Source organism: Cobetia sp. Ld8 (genome assembly GCF_045066615.1).
Lineage (GTDB): Bacteria > Pseudomonadota > Gammaproteobacteria > Pseudomonadales > Halomonadaceae > Cobetia > Cobetia amphilecti.
Map to the genome: position 1 here is coordinate 1095664 of NZ_JBISHF010000007.1, position 18590 is coordinate 1114253.

Annotated in this window: 16 protein-coding genes; 3 read left to right on the forward strand and 13 right to left on the reverse strand. The window is 63.8% G+C overall.

Going from position 1 to position 18590, the window contains the following annotated elements:
• Positions 1-75 precede the first annotated feature (75 nt).
• The 9 genes from ACJJV2_RS09390 to ACJJV2_RS09430 all read right to left on the reverse strand — a co-directional run bounded on the left by ACJJV2_RS09390 (position 76) and on the right by ACJJV2_RS09430 (position 10179).
• Positions 76-1182, reverse strand: coding sequence for an NADH:flavin oxidoreductase/NADH oxidase (locus ACJJV2_RS09390; protein ID WP_043332817.1), 1107 nt, complete (start codon positions 1180-1182; stop codon positions 76-78).
• 215 nt (positions 1183-1397) lie between these two features.
• Positions 1398-2375 (reverse strand): class A beta-lactamase, encoded by a 978-nt coding sequence (bla, locus tag ACJJV2_RS09395; RefSeq protein WP_084589318.1) that lies wholly within the window; start codon positions 2373-2375, stop codon positions 1398-1400.
• A 167-nt stretch (positions 2376-2542) separates the two neighbouring features.
• Positions 2543-2824: an amphi-Trp domain-containing protein gene (locus ACJJV2_RS09400; RefSeq protein ID WP_054555998.1), complete on the reverse strand. Its 282-nt coding sequence runs from the start codon at positions 2822-2824 to the stop codon at positions 2543-2545.
• Positions 2825-2844: 20 nt separating this feature from the next.
• Entirely contained in the window at positions 2845-4137 is a 1293-nt protein-coding gene (locus ACJJV2_RS09405; protein ID WP_043332104.1) for a metallophosphoesterase, read from the reverse strand.
• A 286-nt stretch (positions 4138-4423) separates the two neighbouring features.
• Positions 4424-5164 carry a histidine phosphatase family protein gene (locus ACJJV2_RS09410; protein WP_043332105.1) on the reverse strand — a complete coding sequence of 247 codons (741 nt, stop codon included), beginning with the start codon at positions 5162-5164 and terminating at the stop codon, positions 4424-4426.
• Positions 5165-5299: 135 nt separating this feature from the next.
• The gene (locus tag ACJJV2_RS09415; protein ID WP_052384349.1) at positions 5300-6292 is read right to left on the reverse strand and encodes an NUDIX domain-containing protein; all 993 of its coding nucleotides are present in this window, start codon (positions 6290-6292) and stop codon (positions 5300-5302) included.
• Positions 6293-6294: 2 nt separating this feature from the next.
• Entirely contained in the window at positions 6295-7488 is a 1194-nt protein-coding gene (locus tag ACJJV2_RS09420) for an HprK-related kinase B (RefSeq protein ID WP_052384350.1), read from the reverse strand.
• Complete coding sequence (locus tag ACJJV2_RS09425; RefSeq protein WP_043332107.1) at positions 7485-8387, reverse strand: GAK system ATP-grasp enzyme; 903 nt, start codon at positions 8385-8387, stop codon at positions 7485-7487. The genes ACJJV2_RS09420 and ACJJV2_RS09425 overlap by 4 nt, the downstream gene beginning before the upstream one ends.
• Complete coding sequence (locus tag ACJJV2_RS09430) at positions 8380-10179, reverse strand: aminoglycoside phosphotransferase family protein (RefSeq protein ID WP_043332109.1); 1800 nt, start codon at positions 10177-10179, stop codon at positions 8380-8382. Before ACJJV2_RS09430 ends, ACJJV2_RS09425 begins: the two co-directional genes overlap by 8 nt.
• 258 nt (positions 10180-10437) lie before the next feature.
• Here ACJJV2_RS09430 and ACJJV2_RS09435 point away from each other — a divergent pair, with 258 nt between their 5' ends.
• Positions 10438-11664 carry an alpha-hydroxy acid oxidase gene (locus tag ACJJV2_RS09435; protein ID WP_209443772.1) on the forward strand — a complete coding sequence of 409 codons (1227 nt, stop codon included), beginning with the start codon at positions 10438-10440 and terminating at the stop codon, positions 11662-11664.
• Between the two features lie 202 nt (positions 11665-11866).
• Here ACJJV2_RS09435 and ACJJV2_RS09440 read toward each other — a convergent pair whose 3' ends face one another.
• Entirely contained in the window at positions 11867-13312 is a 1446-nt protein-coding gene (locus ACJJV2_RS09440; protein ID WP_043332111.1) for an NAD(P)/FAD-dependent oxidoreductase, read from the reverse strand.
• A 230-nt stretch (positions 13313-13542) separates the two neighbouring features.
• On the opposite strand from ACJJV2_RS09440, the gene ACJJV2_RS09445 reads away from it, so the two are divergent.
• Positions 13543-14379 carry a FadR/GntR family transcriptional regulator gene (locus ACJJV2_RS09445; protein WP_084589266.1) on the forward strand — a complete coding sequence of 279 codons (837 nt, stop codon included), beginning with the start codon at positions 13543-13545 and terminating at the stop codon, positions 14377-14379.
• Between the two features lie 123 nt (positions 14380-14502).
• Positions 14503-15780: a Zn-dependent hydrolase gene (locus tag ACJJV2_RS09450; protein ID WP_156961857.1), complete on the forward strand. Its 1278-nt coding sequence runs from the start codon at positions 14503-14505 to the stop codon at positions 15778-15780.
• 126 nt (positions 15781-15906) lie between these two features.
• On the opposite strand, the gene ACJJV2_RS09455 is transcribed toward ACJJV2_RS09450, so the two are convergent.
• The 3 genes from ACJJV2_RS09455 to ACJJV2_RS09465 are packed head-to-tail and all read right to left on the reverse strand — an operon-like array spanning position 15907 to position 18515.
• Complete coding sequence (locus ACJJV2_RS09455; protein ID WP_084589267.1) at positions 15907-16668, reverse strand: M15 family metallopeptidase; 762 nt, start codon at positions 16666-16668, stop codon at positions 15907-15909.
• Between the two features lie 6 nt (positions 16669-16674).
• Entirely contained in the window at positions 16675-17952 is a 1278-nt protein-coding gene (locus ACJJV2_RS09460; protein WP_043332115.1) for a TRAP transporter large permease, read from the reverse strand.
• Positions 17949-18515: a TRAP transporter small permease gene (locus ACJJV2_RS09465; protein ID WP_052384351.1), complete on the reverse strand. Its 567-nt coding sequence runs from the start codon at positions 18513-18515 to the stop codon at positions 17949-17951. The genes ACJJV2_RS09460 and ACJJV2_RS09465 overlap by 4 nt, the downstream gene beginning before the upstream one ends.
• Positions 18516-18590: the final 75 nt, after the last annotated feature.

Below are 18590 nucleotides of genomic sequence, written 5' to 3' on the forward strand. Positions count from 1 at the left end.
ACAGCAAGACGCCCGCGATCAGCGAGCGGGAGCTCGTGAACGCGGGCGTCAATCCTCAATGTCTCTTCACACGGCTCAGTCCTGTTGATTCTCCAGCAGCGACTTCAGGCCATGCGGCTGGCAACGCAGGTACTGGGGCGCAGCCTTGACGGTGTCACCCAGCGCAGCGGCCGCGTGCCACGGCCAGCGCGGGTCGTAGAGGATGCCACGCGCCAGCGCGATGGCATCGGCACGCTCGTTTGCCAGCAGGTCTTCGGCCTGCTGCGGCTCGGTGATCAGGCCAACGGCAATCACCGGCATCTTCACCTGCGCCTTCAGGGCCTCGGCGTGCGGCACCTGATAGTTGGGCGCTACCGGAATCTGCTGCTGCGCGCTGAGCCCGCCACTGGAGACATGCAGATAGTGGCAGCCACGACGGTCCAGCGCCTTGGCAAGTTCGATGCTCTGCTCGAGGTCCCAGCCGCCCTCGACCCAGTCCGTCGCGCTGATCCGGATGCCCAGCATCACGTACTGCGGGATCGCGGCCCGCACGGCGTCAAAGACCTCTAGCGTCAGACGCATGCGGTTCTCGAGTGAGCCACCGTAGTCATCGTCGCGCTGATTGCTCAACGGCGACAGGAATTCGTGCAGCAGATAACCATGCGCCGCATGCAGCTCGATGCCGTCCAGGCCGATGTCGACGGCGCGCTGTGCCGCCGCCACGAAGTCCGCGATGGTGCGGCGGATCTGCTCGCCACTCATCGACTCGGGGAGCGGCCCGCCTTCGCTGAAGGGAATCGCGCTGGGGGCAAGTACCTGCCAGCCATTGTCGTTGCCGGGCGCGATGGCAGCACCGCCCTCCCAGGGCTTCTGGCAGGATGCCTTGCGTCCCGCATGACCGATCTGCACCGCCAGCGGCATCGGTGAATAGCGGCGGATACGCTCGACAACTCCCTGCATGGCTTGCTGGCATGCCTCATCGTAGAGTCCGACATCGCCATGGGTGATGCGCCCTTCCGGGGCAACGGCGCTGGCTTCGAAGATCAGAAGCCCAGCTCCGGACTGGGCGAGATTGCCAAGATGCTGATCATGCCAGGCCTGCATCTGGCCCTCCTCGGCGGAGTACTGACACATGGGCGCGATGATGATGCGATTGTCCAGCGTGAGCGGGCCGAGGGTGAGAGGTGAAAACAGTGTGGACATGGAGTTCCTCTGGAGGCAGACAGGGCGGGTTCGGCAAGGCGCAGGCGCGAACATGGCGAGAAGGTCCGTGCTGCCAAAGCCGATGCAGTGCAAGCACAATGCGGGCACCGGGCAAGCGCCACAAGCGCAAGCTGGCCGTGATGACGGCAACGCTGAGTTGCCCATGCTTCACGCACGCCCTGCCAGCGCCCCACCATCAGCGACTCGCCTCAGCATCAGCGACTCGCCTCATCCTCCAGCACTTCCTTGACCAGCAGACGCCCGACATCGGCAATCGCGGCATTGCGTGCTGCCAGTTCCGCCTCGCTTTCGGTCAGATAGACCGCCACGATCAACGGGGCACGCAACGGCGGCCACAGGATGGCAACGTCATTGTTGGTGCCATACCCCCCGCCGCCGGTCTTGTCCGCGATCTGCCAGTCATCGGGCAAGGCCGCCCGCAGCTTGTCATCACCGGTGGTGTTGGCCAGCATCCAGCCCTGCAGAGCCAGGCGCGATGGCTCGCTCAGCGCATCCCCCACCAGCAGTCGCTGCAGGGTAGCCGCCATCGCGTGCGGCGTGGTGGTATCGCGCGGGTCACCGGGAGTGGCCTCATTGAGCGCCGTTTCACGTCTATCCAGCCGCGTGCTGTCATCGTCCAGGCGCCGCAGATAGGCCGTCAGTGCGGCAGGACCGCCAAGGGTGTCGAGAATCAGGTTGCCCGCGGTATTGTCGCTGGTCGTGATGGTGGCATGGCACAACGCCTCGAGCGTCAGGCCTCCATCCCGGGTGTGGTTCTCGGTGATGGGGGAATAGGTCACGAGGTCCGCCGGGCGAATCTCCACCTTGCGTGACAACGATTCCTGGCCTTCGTCCACCCGGGAGAGCATATGACCACAGGCCAGCACCTTGAAGGTGCTGCTCATGGGGAAGCGCTCATCCCCCCGCCAGCTGAAACGGGTGCCATCGGCGGTATCCAGAACGGTGACACCGATTCGCGCGCCGACCTCTGATTCGATGGCCTGAATGGCCGACGCCGAGAGCGGCTTGTCAGCGGCCTGTGCGCCCAGCGGCAGACAGGCAAGCGCGGCGGCGGCCAGCCACTGTTTCCAGCACCTTGAAGGCCTGACAGCAAGCTTTACCGCAAGGCTGGAAGAGTGCAATGGAGACGAGCGGTGATCGGCACCGCACAGGCGCTGAGGGGATGAAGGCATCAATGACATGTCCTGATCATGGGGAGCGGTCGTGTCGCAGCAGACACAACCAATATGCAGCATGCTACATGTACCATAGCCGCTTAAGCGCGGGTATGCCGGCCATCTCACTACGGGCCGCGGACTGGCAGAGACTTGATCTGGATCAATGCCAGCGCACGCTGCCCTCACTCATCGAGAACCTTGAGCGTCTTGTTGCGCTTGGCGCCGGGCTTGGCATGCCATGACAGGCGAATATCGAGGCGATGATGATCATCCTCTCGCCGCGCCGTGACCTTGAGGGTCATCAGGCCGCGCGGTGCCAGCCGAATCTCGCCGTCCTCATCGCGAAATGACAGCAGCCCCTTGCCCAGCCCCTTGATGATGGCCTTGAGAATGTCCTGAACGCCATCGATGGACTGCAATGATTCATGTCGGAACAGCGACTTGTCCTGCTTGTCGTCTTTCACCTGCCTCTCCTGTGCGTGTTTCAGGGCGCGTAGACCTTGACCTCGGGATGGTCATTGCTGATGCCGACGATGCGTCCACAGGCTTCTATCAGCGTCGCCCCCATGCCCACGCCATCCAGCCCTTCCTTGCGGCGTGAATTACGATCCAGGGTGACGTCGCCCTCGATATGCAGAAGGCCGTGGCGCCAGCCCAGCTGCTGGCCCGCCTGATGATTGACGTGACCATGCATCACGGCACGAATGCCAACCTTGTGCAGGCGCTTGACGCCTGCGGCGCTCAGCACCATGTCGCTCTTGCGATATTTGGTGCGCAGTACATTGGCCAGCTCACCGTAATAGAAGGTGAACGGGTCTTCGCGCAGGATGCGCCGGAATTCCTGATTGACCTGCGAGACCTTCTGGCGGCCGAGTCGTCTGGCGAAGGCATCATCCACGCCTGCATGGACATGCAGGAAGGCGCCACTGCGATAGGCAAGGCGCATCTCGTCGAAGAACCAGGCAAAGCGCCCGCCGGGCTTGAGAAACAGCTCGTGGGCCTTGAGCGCGGCGGCATAGGTCTGGCGCAACGAGAGACCGTGTTTCTCACAGGCATGCTCGAAGCCATCGGCCTTGGCGCTCAGGCGAGTGATCTCCTTCTCCAGCGCCTCCCCCTTGAGCACATGGCCTGCCGATTTGCGAAACTGCTCCGCCCAGTCCGGCCCCGGGTACAGGCGCCGACGACACTCACTTCGCGAGGGAATGCTCTTCATCGCCCGCGGTCTGTCCGCCAGGTAGTGATCGAAGACTTCCTTGAGCAGCGCCAGCCCCTTGGCGCCCATGCGCACGAACAGATGATCAGTACGCGCCGAATCATCATGACTCAGCCGCATCAGCGCCAGCATCAGCCGCATGTCGTGATTGCCCGCCAGCAACTTGAGACGCGCCCCGCTGCGCATCAAGGTGCGCAGGGCTTCCAGCAGCTCCAGATTGCTGGGGCCCTTGTCGAGGCAATCACCGCCGATGACGAAGACGCTGCGCTTGCCCCGCGCCGTCAATACCAGGTGGTCCCGCGAGGTCAGGCGCACACCGCCACTGGCCACCAGAGATGCGATGAAGGCTTCCGCGTCGGCATGCGCATCGGAGATGAAGATGACATCGCGGCGTGGCCAGTCCTTGCTGCCCAGCTTGCGAGCGGCGCGGGACACCTTGTCACCGGCGCGCAGGTGCTGATGTGTCTCGGGCCACTGAGCCGCGTGACTGGGCAGCGCCTTCAGATAACGCGTCGGGCCTCGGTAACGCGGTACGGCGTCGCTCATGGGGGGGCTGAGGGTCATTGGGCTATCTCCTTGTGGCATCTGCTTGCCTCGTTGAACTCACCGGCTTGTGGCAAGCAAGCGCCTTGCCGCTCCTTGGGGACCATCCGGGGGCATGCGGAATGTGGGATGAGGTCACGAGCACAGGGCAACAAGCTTATGACCGTTTGATCACAGAAAGATGACAGACTCGTATCACCCTGATGCGCTGGCCTGCATCTCTGCTGTCAATGACTCCGCCCATCCCCTGCTCTCCAGCACCCCGCCCGCTCACGGCACTTCAGTCCCCCGCCGGCTGGCCGCCAACTCAGTCCTGCGCGGGCTCGTGACGCTGGCGCACCTTCCACTCGCCAGCCACATGCCGCCATGACCCTGACGGAGTTTCCTCGATGACCACCGGCCGCGCATGGTGCATGCTCAGCCCGGCAATCTGGTCGAAGTCCAGCACGCCCAGCAGATGCGCCGCATGGCGCAGCGCTGCGCCATGGCCGACGACCAGTGTCAGCGTGGCGCCCGATGTGGGGGTTAATGTGGGAGCCGAGACAGAAGGTGTTGAGGAAGCCGGTAGCGAAGCAATGAAGTCGGCCACCCGCTGACCGGCCTGCATCAGGGATTCAGCCCCCGGCAGCGGCAGGCGAAAGTGGCTGTTGGATTTCCAGTCGGCCGGCAGGAAATCCACGCGCGGATCATGACGCACCGCTTCGGCGATCTGTGCCGTGGTCAGATTGGCGGCGCTGCCCAGACTGCGCTCCCACAGGGCATCGTGTGCCATGAGCGAAAACTCACGCTCTGTCCTGTCACCCATGACCTCGTTCATCACCTGCGCCGTCTGCCAGGCACGCAACAGGCTGGAGGCATGTACCGTGCTGGCCGGTTGCCAGCCATGTACCTGACACAGCGCCAGCACTTCCTCGGCTCCCTCACGCGCCTGACGCTCACCGCGACGGGTCAAGGGAAACGGCTGCAGCGCGCTCGGGGTATCAATCTGCTGGTGATAATCGGCATGACGAATCAATGCCACACGTCGAATTGTCGGTTCATCAGTCATCGGCCGTCGCTCTTCCCGTCTTCACTCGGTATTGATTCATGCTGGCGGTCCTCGCCATGCGTCGCCTCGTACGGTGCTAGTGGCGCCAATGGAGCTTATGGAGCTGATGGAGCTAAAGGCGCCAGTCTCCCGCACTCACGTCGCCTGGCGCGACTGCTCAAGCCGTGCCAGCAGCGCCATGGCGGCGTGCCCCATCTCGTGGTTCTTCAACAGGCTCGGCACGACCTCCGCCGCCACCCAGCGCCGACTGCGATGCGGCTCCTCCCGCTCGCTCTCTTCCTGCTCATGCACGACTCTCACGGCGTGCAGACTAGCGGCGACAGGAGCGCCCCACTTCTCGTAACTGAATTCCAGCGCTGCGTGGTCCAGCGCCTCCGCCTCAATGCCCGCTTCCTCGCGGGCTTCCTTGAGCGCGGACTCAAGCGGACTCATGCCCGGCTCGACGATCCCCTTGGGCAGGCTCCAGTGACGATTGGAGGAAGAGCCGATCAGCAGCACCTCCCACTGGGCATCTTCGCCTTCCCCCTGCAGACGACAGGGCAGGACGGCCGATTGACGGTAGTAATAGGCGGGGCGTTCGCGGCGCTCCTCACCGGCCGGGAATGGCCAGGGGAAGCCATCCGGCAAGGCACGCACGCGCTGGATCAGCTCCAGGCTCATCTGACCGGAGCGCAGGTCTTCCCAGCGCCCCTCGAAGGTCAGCTTGACCACCGCCGCCGTCGGCAGCAGCTTGGTCTCCTTGGGCGGACGCGGCCGCTTGCCGGTCAGCCAGACCAGCGCATCTTCCAATGCCGGGTTATGGCCGATGATCATCAGTCGCTGCACGCTGTCCGGGCAGGCGCGCACCGTCTTGAGCAGCGGCGCCTCGTCCTCGCAGTAAAGCGCAGGCTTGAGCTCGATCATGTCGACGCCGAGGCCCATCGACTTCACGCACTTTTCAGCCGTGGCGCGCGCGCGAAGGGCCGGCGAGCTCAGGATGGCATCCGGTACCAGCGCCTCCTGGGCAAGCCAGGCCCCCATGCGCTGGGCGCCGCGCTTGCCGCGCTCCTTGAGGGGTCGATGGAAGTCGTCAGCTGCCACTGACCAGTCCGACTTTCCGTGGCGCATCAACAGCAGTTCACGACGCATGTTCAAGCCTCCAGCAAGGGGGTCAGGTGGTTCTCGACCAGCGCGGCGAAGTCCACGCGCCCGGTCACCTCAAGCACGCGGGTTGCCGCCAGGCGCTCCAGATACGGCGCGGGATCAAGGCTTGCGCCATTGGGCACGAAACGGCCATCCCGCTGCTGGTGGAAGGGCCCCGGTGTCTTCATCACCGCGCGTATCAGCGCTTCGCTGCGGCTGACCTCGACCTCGCGCACCTCGAGTGGCGCCTCGCTGCCGCGCGTCCAGTTGAGTATCACCATGGCTGCAAGCTCGCCACTGGCGCGGATACGCCCGGGGCCGTAGACGTCCTCGATGATCAGATCGTGCTTCTCTTCGAGATCCCACAGCGCTTCTTGCGGCATCGCTTCATAGCCTGCGATACGTGCGGGGTCCAGCAGCGGGCGCAGACGCGGATTGTTGAGCATGGTGCCGGGATTGATGCGTGGCAACTTGGCGACGCCGCGGGCACGCAGCGTTCCCTCCCGCCCGGGGCGGTCCAGGAACAGCCGGTCATTGCTGATGAAGTCGAACTCGGGATTGTCGAGCGCCTTCACCATGGTGGTGGACTTGCCGCCGCCGGAGAAGGCGGCGATGGCCACCGCGCGATCGCCCTTCGACAGCGCCGATGCGTGACAGATCAAGCCGTCATTCTGCTGCAGATGCGACATGTGCAGATTGAGCAGGAAGTTGATCACCTGGCTTTCATTGTCTTCACAGGGCCCGAACGCCAGGTTGTGGTCGTTGCTGCGCAGAAAGGCCATGCCCGTGCGCACCTTGTGAATCAGGCGCCCGTCGGCCAGGTCGATAATGGCGTCCTTGCGGCGTGTCTTGCCGGGCTCCGGCATCCAATCGACGAAGGCCTCGGGCACGATGCCGAGTCTCGCTGCCGCTGGCGTGTCCTTGAGGGCCGGCGCCTCGAGCACATGCACGAGCCTGGCTCCCCTCGGCACATTGTCGAGCGCCACAATGCGCGCGCAATGGCGAAAATATGTCGCCAGACGTTGCAGCAGCCGTGGCATGTCCGTCTTCACGCACAGGCGAAAGTCATCCACCTCGAACAGTAGCGCCTCGCTCAGGCACTGGCGCGACGGCGTCAGCGCCGTGAAGCAGGCGGCGGCCGTCCACTCTGCAAAGGGCAGCGTGGCAAGGCTGGCCGGGCTGTCACAGGTCGTCGCGCTCATGCCAGACACTCCATCACGTGATCGAGATAGGCGGTGGCCGCATCGACACCGGCACCTTCCAGCGCGCCGCGGAAGCCGCCGAAGGCCGAGACTTCGAAGATGATCGGGCCATCGTCGGTCAGCGCGACATCGACGGTGGTGAAATCGAGCTTGAACGGCGCCTGGGCACGCTGCGCCAGCGCGATCAGCTCCTCGGAGGGCTCGAAGGGCGCGTACTTGCCACCGGCGTGGATGGTGGTATTCCAGGCATCGCCCCCACTGACGCGGGCGTAGCTGCACAGATAACGGCCCCCGACGAAGACCATGCCGTAATCCTGCCCCGGCAGGTCGAGGCGCTGCTGCAGATACATCATCGGGTGCTCGGCGGCGAACTCACGCACGGCAGCTTCCAGCGCGGCATCATCGCCGGTGTCCTCGATGATGCACATGCCCCGTGCCTTGGTGGAGAAAAGCGGCTTGAAGACGGCGGCCTTGAAGTGCTTGACGGCCTCGCAGGCCGTCGCCACGTCTTCGGTGACCAGTGTGGCCGGCATCGGGATATCGGCATTGGCCAGCGTGACGGTGCAGCTCAGGCGGTCGATCAGGCGAATCATGCTCTCCGCGCTGCTGAAGACGCGCACGCCCCTGGCTTCGGCGACGCGCAGCAGCTCCAGGCGGTCCAGGCTGCCCGGGGAATATTCCGCGCTGATCTTCTTGACGATCAGGGCATCCAGCTCGGTCAGGTCATGACGCACCCCGGCAGAGTCACGGAATTCGAGGCAGTTGCGGGACAGGTCCAGCGAGACGGCCGCCATGTCGATCACGAGACGAAAGCCCGTCCGTGCTTCGATGGCATCCGCCAGCACCTCGGTCGACCACTTGCCAGGAATACCCACGACGCCAATCTTGAAATCAGTCAACGAACAACTCCTCCAGAGGAATACGGTAATCGGCCGGCCGTTCAGGGTCGGCGCCAAGCACATGCTCGAGTATAAAGCGTGCGCGGTTGAACATGCGCCCTGCCAGCCCGGCATCGAGGATGAAACGTGTCGAGGTGGCAAAGGAGCGCGCCAGGCCAAGTGCCAGACGCCATTCAAAGGTGGTATCGCCCTGCTCATGGGCAAAGCGACGCATCTGCTGACCGAAACTCAGGGCCAGCGCCAGAATACGGGCCCGCAGCGCCGCATCCGTCAATTGCAGACGGTAATGGGACACCATGTGCACGGACACATCCTGCACATAGTCCTGATAGGCCGAGCGGTGAAGATCGATGAAGCGGATGCTCTGCTTCGCCGGATCGAAGAGGATGTTGTCGACATTGAAGTCGCCGTGGATATAGACGGCGAAGGGAGCCTCGAGCGAACGTTCCCTACCTGCGGCCTGCTCGATCAACGCTTCCAGCGAGGGCATCTCGCGCCCACACAGCGAGGCACCGCAGTGGCGAAATTCCGGATGGATCTGATAGACATCACTCAGCCGCTTGAGCAGCTGGCGCATGTGCCCTGCAGTGACCGGCTTGTCGCGGCGGGTGGTGGTCCACACCGAGTGCAGCGTCTCGACCAGCGCCTGCTGGGCGGTACGATTGAGGCGTGACGATTCGTTGATCAACAGATGCTCGAGGGTCATGCCCGGCAGGTGCTCGATCAAGAGTGCCGCGCTGTCGCCCTGCTGATGATGCGAGAGGATGCGGGGGGCGATGCCGGGATAGATGTCGTGCCAGCGCTCGACGCCCTGACGCTCCTCCTCGACCTTGCGCCCCAGGCCATCCTTGAAGATGGCCAGATACTCCGGCGAGGTCAGCGGCAGATCGCCGGTTGGCTTGCGGTCCCTGGATTTGCGGTCCTTGGACTTGCTGCCATTGGACTCGCTCGCCTTGTTCTTGCTGCCCTGTTGCTTGTCGTTGGCCGGCTTGCCCTTGTCACTGACCTTCTCAACAGCCCTCCCACTGGGCTTCTCGCTGGCAATCCCCGAGATCCGGCTGCCGGAGCGTGTCTCGGCCAAAGTGTCGACGCGCATCTCGCCCGCCGTCTGACTGCCATCACCGAGTTCATTGACCAGGTGCGTCAGCGAGGCATAGCGCTCGAAGTTGAGTGACTGACCGAGGGTTGCCGAGATGACCGCCTCACCCAACTGCCCCAGCACCTCGCCCATCTGGCTGATTTCCCGGGCCACGAACAGCAGATGTGTCAGGTCTTCGGCGGGAGCGCGCTTCTTCTTGAGCTGGCCAGTGAGTGCCCGGATGCGGCCTTCACTGTCCCGCTTCAGCTTCTCGCGACTGCGCGCAAGCTTCAGGGCCAGGGACAGGGAGCCGTTCTCCAGCGACATCTCGCTGCGCAGAATGCCGCGACGCACACGGCGCAGCGACTTGACCAGCACGATATCATCGACCAGCTGGACATCATCGACGCGAATCAGCTGCTCCAGACAACTGCGCGCCAGCTCACTGAGCCGTGCCAGACCACTGGCGACCTCGACCAGGCTCTGCTGGAAGCGGGCCCGCGCGTGCGAGCGCTTGTGGTTTCGGGCTTCAGGGCATGCCTGTTCGATACGCTGGCAGAGGTTCTCGGCGTACCCCTGGCGCTCCAGCAGCTTGCGCGCCATGGCCGCCGTCGGCGCGGACACGAACGCCTGCAGCCAGCCATATTGGCTATCCACTTCCGAACACAGAAATCGAAGGTTGTCGCGCGTGCTTTCAGGCCAGGCCTGATCCATGCCATCTCTCCATCCACTCGGAAATCATCCCAATGCCATAGTATTCCACTCAAAGATGACAATCCGCGACACGCGCTGGAGGAATCGACTGTCTTGTGGGTGGTCGGCCGGGCTGAAGCGCGGTTTTTTCATTGAATTCCACCACCCGAACGCCTCCCCCTAGACGTATCGCCTATAGCTGGACAAGACCGGATTCGGTGACAGTAGCGCAAGCGACCCTGCCAACCCCCGCGCGACCCACCACGGATGGAGACCCGCATGACCATCACCTGCATCAATGACCTGCAACGCCTGGCGAAACGCCGCGTGCCGAAGATGTTCTACGACTATGCCGATTCCGGCTCGTGGACGGAGTCCACCTATCGGGCCAACGAGGCCGATTTCGCCGCGATCGGACTGCGCCAACGGGTGATGGTCGACATGGACAATCGCACTCTGCGCACGAAGATGCTCGGCGAGGAGGTGGCCATGCCGGTGGCGATCGCACCGACTGGCCTGACCGGCATGCAGCATGCCGATGGCGAGATGCTGGCCGCGCGCGCGGCGAGTGACTTCGGTATCCCCTTCACGCTCTCGACCATGAGCATCTGTTCCATCGAGGACGTCGCGTCGGTCAGCTCACGGCCCTTCTGGTTCCAGCTTTACGTGATGCGCGACAAGGATTACATCGGACGACTGATCGATCGCGCCAAGGCCGCGGAGTGTTCCGCGCTGGTACTCACCGCTGACCTGCAGATCATCGGCCAGCGCCACAAGGACCTGATCAACGGCCTGAGCGTGCCCCCTCGCCCCACCGTGGCGACCGTGCTCGATCTGGCCACCAAGTGGCGCTGGTGTGCCGGCATGCTCAAGACCAGGCGCCACACCTTCGGCAATATCGCCGGCCACGTGAAGGATGCCGAGAATCTGAGTTCCCTCTCGAAATGGACCGCCAGCCAGTTCGATCCGAGCCTGAGCTGGGACGACATCAAGTGGATCAAGGACCGCTGGGGCGGCAAGCTGATCATCAAGGGCATCATGGAACCGGAAGATGCCGAGCTGGCCGTGCAGGCAGGCGCCGATGCGGTGATCGTCTCCAACCACGGCGGACGTCAGCTGGATGGTGCCGCCTCCTCCATCTCCGCCCTGCCGGACATTCTCGCGGCAGTCGGCGACAGGACAGAGGTCCACATGGACGGCGGCATCCGCTCCGGACAGGATGTGCTCAAGGCGGTGGCGATGGGCGCCAAGGGCGTCTATCTGGGGCGCGCCTTCCTCTATGGACTCGGCGCCATGGGCGAACAAGGGGTGACCAAGTCCCTGGAGATCATCCACAAGGAACTCGACACCACGCTGGCCCTGTGCGGACTGCGTGATATCCACGACGTGGACACGCGAATTCTCAGGCCCGGCACCTATCCACTGGCCAGCTCGCAGAGAGAAGCTGAAGCAGCGCGAGAATCACGCCGCCGGGTGCCTCATGACCCGCTGGGCACGACCTCCTGAACACGACCTCCTGAACACGACGGGGGAGCAATAACGCCCTGAAAAGCACAAGGCCGACATGCACCAGTGGAATCCACCACGGCGCATGTCGGCCTGTCATCACTGGGTGGCGACTCTCTCAAGGCTCATTCAAGCGCCTCTCTAGAATCACTCAAGAGCCTCTCAAGGCACACTCAAGAGCCGCTCAAGAGCCGCTCAAGACTCAGTGCACCTTGAGACGCGGCCCCATGCTACGGCGCAGCACGTCACTGACCACCTCGGCGGAGCCCTTCAGCGGCCCCAGCAGCAGGAACTGGTGCTGGCGCTGCAGGCCTTGATAGGCGGCGCGCGCGAAGCGTCCTCTCACCTGCAGATCATCATTGCCCTTGCTGCCCTGGGCATTGCCCAGCTTGTCGCTCAACTTGCCGCTGAGCTCACCGACGCTGCCGGCGCTGGAGAGTGACAGCAAGGTACCGCGGTCCTTGAACTCGAAGGCCTGAGCCGGCTCACCCTGCTGGCGACGCGGCAGTTCATCGGCGAGAAACTCGGCCTGCTCGCTGGCCACCTGAGCGGTGGGCGGCAGCGGTGCCTCATCGATGTTGGCACAATCGCCCAGCGCGAAGATGCTGTCATGGCCAAGGCATTGCAGCCCGGGCGTCACCGTGAATTGACGCTTCTTGTTGCTTTCCAGGGCATCGATTTTCTCGACGATGGCAGGCCCGACGCGCCCTGCCGCCCAGACCACCAGATCCGCGTCCCGCGTCACCGACTCGTCGCCTTCACTGATCTCGACACTGCCGGGGGACACCTTGGCGACCTGACGGGACAGTTCGATCTTGATGCCCTGCTCCTCGAGTCGCTGATGGATCGACTCGCGCAGTTCCTGTGAGACACCGGGCATGAAGGTCTCGGTGGCCTCGAGAATCGTGATCTCGACCTGCGCGCCCTTGGGTGCAGGGGCGTCATGCATGCCACGCGCCTCATGCAGGTAGGCGGCCAGTTCGACACCGGTGGCGCCGGAACCGACGATCACCACCTGATACGGCCGCCCCGGGGACTGCTTGGCACTATCTTGCGTGCCTCCCTCAGTGCCTCCCTCAGTGCCAACCTGAGCGCCGCCCTGGCTGGCTGACACGCCAGCATCGCCTGTCGCTGCTGTTTCCATCGCCACATGGTTGGCCAGCAGGCCACGCGAGAACTGCTGGGCGATGCGCTCGGCATCGTCGGGGGAATCCAGCAGGCAGGCATGCTCCAGCACACCCTCGACCCCCATGTCCGGCGTCACACCGCCCAGGGCCAGCACCAGCTGACGATAGCCCCTGACGCGCGCCGGCACCTCGGCGCTCGCGTGATCTTCCCTGCCCGGGATCGCGGCCAGGGTGATCTGACGCTGTGCAGGCTCCACGCTTTCGAGTGTGCCGCACTCATAGCGGAACCCCCACTGCTCGGCCAGACCGGCATACCCCAGCTCATCGACCTGACGCCGCCCGAGGCCCGCCGCGATCTCATGCAGTCGTGGCTTCCATACGTGACTGGTGTCGCGGTCTATCAGCAAGACGTCCTTGTGGCCTGCCTTGGCGAGGCGAACCGCCAGCTCCAGTCCGCCGGCACCGCCACCGACGATGACGATATCGGCGTCGCGCGTTCGCTGAGGATCATGCGTTTCCATAGGGGCCTCCTTTAGCGGGGTCGAATATGGAAACCTTATGTCAGACCAGGTGCTTTTCAAGACTGACACGCATGACTTCGCCAATGCGCTGCCTTTGATGCGACGCATCATTGGCGTGATCGCCTGCGCAACGCTTGAGGCCACCTTGGGGTTTGACAGCACTCGAGTCCGCGACTAAAGCTTATTTATACGAATAAATATAACTGACTCGCTGCCGCTCAGGACATCGCATGCCGACATCGCCCTCCCCCCTGGACACTTCACGTGCCAGCACCAGTGCCAACGCCTCCGACGCCCACCTGCCCAAGCGGCAGAAGCTGGCCGAGCTGATCAGTGATGACCTGAGGCGCAGCATCGTGCGCGATGGGTTGAGCGAAGGCGACCGGCTGCCCAACGAGAAGGCGCTGATGGCCCAGTACGGCTGCGCCAAGGGCACGCTGCGCGAAGCCCTCAAGATTCTCGAGGTCGAGGGCTTGATCACCCTGAAGACGGGGCCCAATGGCGGCGCCGTACTCAATGCGCCAAGCATGGAACCGGCCAGCCGCATGCTGAGAAGCTTCCTGCATTTCAAGACGCTCAATGGCGCCCAGGTCTATCAGCTACGCCGACTGCTGGAAGTCGAGATGGCGGTCTCGGTGGTGGGCCTGCTCAGCGAAGAGGACCTGGTGGCGCTCGAGAACAATGTCCATGACTGCAGTTGCCACCAGCCACAGGACGAGGACCAGCGGCGCCAGCGCTTCCTGGAAATCGAATTCCATCAGGTGCTGGCCCGCGCCTGCCCCAACCCGCTGCTCAGCTTCATGTGCCAGTTCCTCAACGACATGCTGCATGAGCTGGTCGTCATCAAGAAAGCCTACCTGCCGGAGCGCAAGCAGTTCGACCAGGCCAATCAGCATTACCACTCCGGCCTGATCACGGCGTTTCGCCACGAGGACCATGAGCAGGTCAGACAGCTCATGACAGAACATATGCAGGATGCCGAGCACCACATGACGGCACTCGAGGTGGAAATGGCCGACCAGTTGCTCGTCACCCCCGCGCAATTGATGGCCGGCAGCAGAGCCTGACCCGCAGCCGAAGCCTGGACCGAAACAGGAGCGGAGCCCAAAACAAGAGCGGAATTGATACAAGAGCAGAACCGAGAGCGGAACCGGAAGCACAACAACAATATCCACGAGAGGATGAAGCCGATGACCACTGCCCAGATGGACACATCGCCCGCGAATACCCTGAGCGAGCTGCGCACCGACAGCGATCGCCTGTGGCAATCACTGATGACCCTGGCCGAGCTGGGTGCCACGCCCAAGGGCGGCGTCAACCGCCAGGCACTGACCGAGCTGGACCGCCAGGCGCGCGACCTCTTCATTCAATGGTGCAAGGCCGAGGGCTGCACGATCCGTATCGATGCCATCGGCAACATCTTCGCGCGCCGTGCCGGCACCGACCCGGACGCACCGGCGGTGATGACCGGCAGCCACATCGACACCCAGCCGACCGGCGGCAAGTTCGATGGCTGCTTCGGGGTGATGGCCGGGCTTGAGGTCCTGCGCAGCCTCAACCAGCACGACATCAAGACCCGCTGCCCGGTGGAAGTGGTGGTCTGGACCAATGAAGAAGGCTGTCGCTTCGCGCCCTGCATGATGGGGTCCGGCGTGCATACCGGCCAGTTGTCACTGCATGAGATGCTCGCCCAGCAGGACAGCGACGGCGTGACCGCCGGTGAGGCACTGGATTCCATCGGCTATCGCGGCAGCGATGAGATCCCCCGCGAGAACGTGCGCGCCTTCTTCGAGAGCCACATCGAGCAGGGCCCGATTCTGGAAGATGAAGCGACTACCATCGGCGTGGTGATGGGCGCGCTGGGTCAGCGCTGGTTCGATCTGATCCTGACCGGTCAGGAGGCGCACGCGGGCCCCACGCCCATGTCACTGCGCCAGGACGCCATGCTTGGCGCGGCCGAGATCACCGTCGCCGTCAATCGCATCGCCATCGATCACGCGCCGCATGGCCGCGGTACCGTGGGCGTGATGCAGGTCCACCCGGGCTCGCGCAACGTCATCCCCGGGCAGGTCAACATGACCATCGATCTGCGCTCGCTGGAACCCGACTCCCTCACCGCGATGGTCGCGGAGCTGAAAGAAGTCGTCGAAGCCGTCAGTCAGCGGCATCGTCTGACCTACGAGCTCACCCCCACCGCCGACTTCGTGCCGGAACACTTCGCCGACAACTGCGTGAACGCGGTGCGCAACGCCGCCAGCCAGCTCGGCTACTCGCATCTCGACATCGTCAGCGGCGCCGGCCACGACGCCATCTTCATGGGCCGTATCGCTCCCGCCGGCATGATCTTCGTCCCCTGCGAAGGCGGCATCAGCCACAACGAGATCGAGAACGCCGCGCCCAAGGATCTGCACGCCGGCTGCAACGTGCTCTTCCATGCCATGCTCGATCAGGCCGAGATCGTCAGCTGAGCATCAGGCACGGCTCGCTGAACGCTGATCGCATAAGCTGCTGAAACGAAAGCCCCGCTCGAGTCGCCATCGAGCGGGGCTTTCGTGTCTTGCAGGCCAGCGGCTGTCAGGCATGCTCTGACACCTTCACGCCAGTGAGCGTTTCCAGAGACTCTCGATGCTGTCCATCTCCGCCGGACCGAACAGCGCCTCGGGTTCGCCGCGGTACCAGGCCCAGAGCTGATCACCGAAATCGAAGTGCCACCATTCGCTGGGCAGATTGGTGAACCCGGCCTCGGTCATGACGTGATAGAGCAGACGGCGGTTGTCGCGTGCCTCGGCCTGGGGCGTATTGCTGGCAGGCGGATGACGCTCGAAATGATCGGCGTGGGACTCGGGGGTCGCCTCATCGAACAGCGTCCCCATCTCGAGCAGCAAGCCATCGGCGTCACACAGGGTGACATCGACGGCGCCGCCGGTGAGATGCGGACTCGGCGCGTCCGGGTCACGGCTGGGCAGCGAGACGAATTCGCGCGTACGCGCCAGCAGCTGGGCCTCATCAAGCTCAGGGTCATGCGTCTTGAGCGACTGATACAGCGTCTCGAACAGATACTGCTGCACCCGCCAGGGTCGCCAGCCATCCATCACCACCAACGACAGCCCTGGCGGCAAGGCGCGCGCGGCCTGTAACAGGCGCTGATACACCGCGCGCCGTACCAGACATTCATTGACCGCCCCGGGGATACCGAGGCGCGCGTAGGCAGGATAGACCTTCAGACATGACGGCCCGAGGCTGGTCGGCACCAGAGTACTGTCACAACCCTTGACGGGGATTCGGGTAACCTGCGTCCAGTCCGGCTCGTCATGACTCGGGATGGGGGGAATTGGGCGATTCAATGTTGACGTCATGAGTTGTTATCCAGACAGGGTCGGCAACCACAGGGTAAGAGGCGGGAAGATGATCAGCATCAGCAGCACCGCGACCGCCACCAGCACGAACGGCCAGATGATGCGAAACAGCGAGGTGATCTCGAGCTTGCTGACCGCGGCGGCCACGAACACGCAGGCACCCATCGGCGGCGTGATCAGCGCGATGGTGATATTGAGCGTGATGATGACACCCAGGTGCACGGGGTCGATGCCGGCGGCCATGGCCACGGGCACGAAGATCGGCGTCAACAGCATCAAGGCCGAGACTTCCTCCATGAACATGCCGGTAACGAAGGTGATGGCGCTGAGCAGCAGCAGGATCAGGATCGGGCTGTCGATATAGGGCGTCAGCAATGCCACGAACTGATTGGGCACCTGGGCATAGGACAGCAGCCAGCTGACGATGGACGACACCGCCATGATCACGAAGATGGCGCTGGTCAGGCGGGCCGTGTCCTTGATGGCACCCCACACATCGACAAGCTTGAGCGGCCCCTGGCACAAGCCGCAGAGCAGCACATAGGCCACGATCAAGGCGCCGGATTCGGTCGGGGTCACGATGCCCAGCACGATGCCGGAGACGATGATTACCGGTGCCACCAGCGCAGGCAGTGCCCCGATGACCGCCGCGATCACTTCGCGACGTGCCGGTGCCTGGCCACGTGCCTGCAGACCATGACGCCGGGCATACCAGGCATTCATCGCCATGAACGCCACCGCCAGCACCAGACCGGGTACGACACCGGCCAGGAACAGGCTGCCCACGGAGGTGTTGGTCAGCGAGGCGTAGAGGATCATGAAGATGCTCGGCGGGATGATCGGCCCGATCAACGAGCTGCCCGCCGTCAGACCTGCGGCAAAGGAAGTCGAATAGCCCTCCTTGCGCATGGCCGGCACCAACAGCGAGCCCAGCGCGGAGGTATCGGCGACCGCCGAGCCATTCACACCGGCGAAGAACACGCTGGAGACGACGTTGACATGGCCCATGCCACCGCGCAGATGTCCGACCATCAGGCGTGCCAGACGCATGAGGCGTTCGGTCAGGCCACTGATGTTCATCAGGTTGCCGGCGAGAATGAACAGCGGAATCGCCATCAGCGAGAAGGCATTGATGCCGCCGAAGAACTGCTGCGGCCCGAGGCGCTCCAGCATCGAAATATCGACGAACAGAAAGCCGGTCACGGCGGTGACGAGCAGGGAGAGAAACAGCGGCAGGCCCAACAGCACGTGCACGACGAAGATGGCCAACATTGCCCAGATCATGTGCGTGGCCCTCCTGTCCTGTCATCGTGTGTCGCAGGCTCGTCGACCTCCTCGTCCGGCGAGATCTCAAGCGCCGGGGATGTCAGCGGCCGCGGGCCATGCAACAGGACCTGCAGCGTGATAAGCGCGAAGCCGATCGGCATCGACAGCATCGGCACGCTGCGGCTGACGCCCAGCCCCATGGTGCGGAACATGCTCGCCGACATGGCGTAGTGCCAGGTCATCCAGGTCGCGCCCGCCATCAGCACGAGCGTCAGCCACCACTGGTAATGGATCAGCGCCGTGGCCATGCGCGGAGGCAGACGCCGTTCCAGCAGCGCCACGCGCATGTGCGCCCCTTCCGCCCAGACGACGCCGATCGCCAGCATGACACTGGCGATGATGAGATAGCGGGTCAGCTCATCGACCCAGATGGGCGCGCCGCCCAGTACATAGCGCATCACCACGCCGTAGAGCATGATCAGCACCGTGGAAGCCAGCAGTACCGCCGCTATCGCCAGTGTCACGCGGCCACAGGCAAGCAGCAGGCCTTCCCGCAGGGAAGGCTGTCGTGAAGGAGTCATGGAAGTCATTTACCGCAATCCACCAGCAAGGAGGGAAATTCAGAGCCTCGATGCCCGGACTGTCACTGCCCGGGC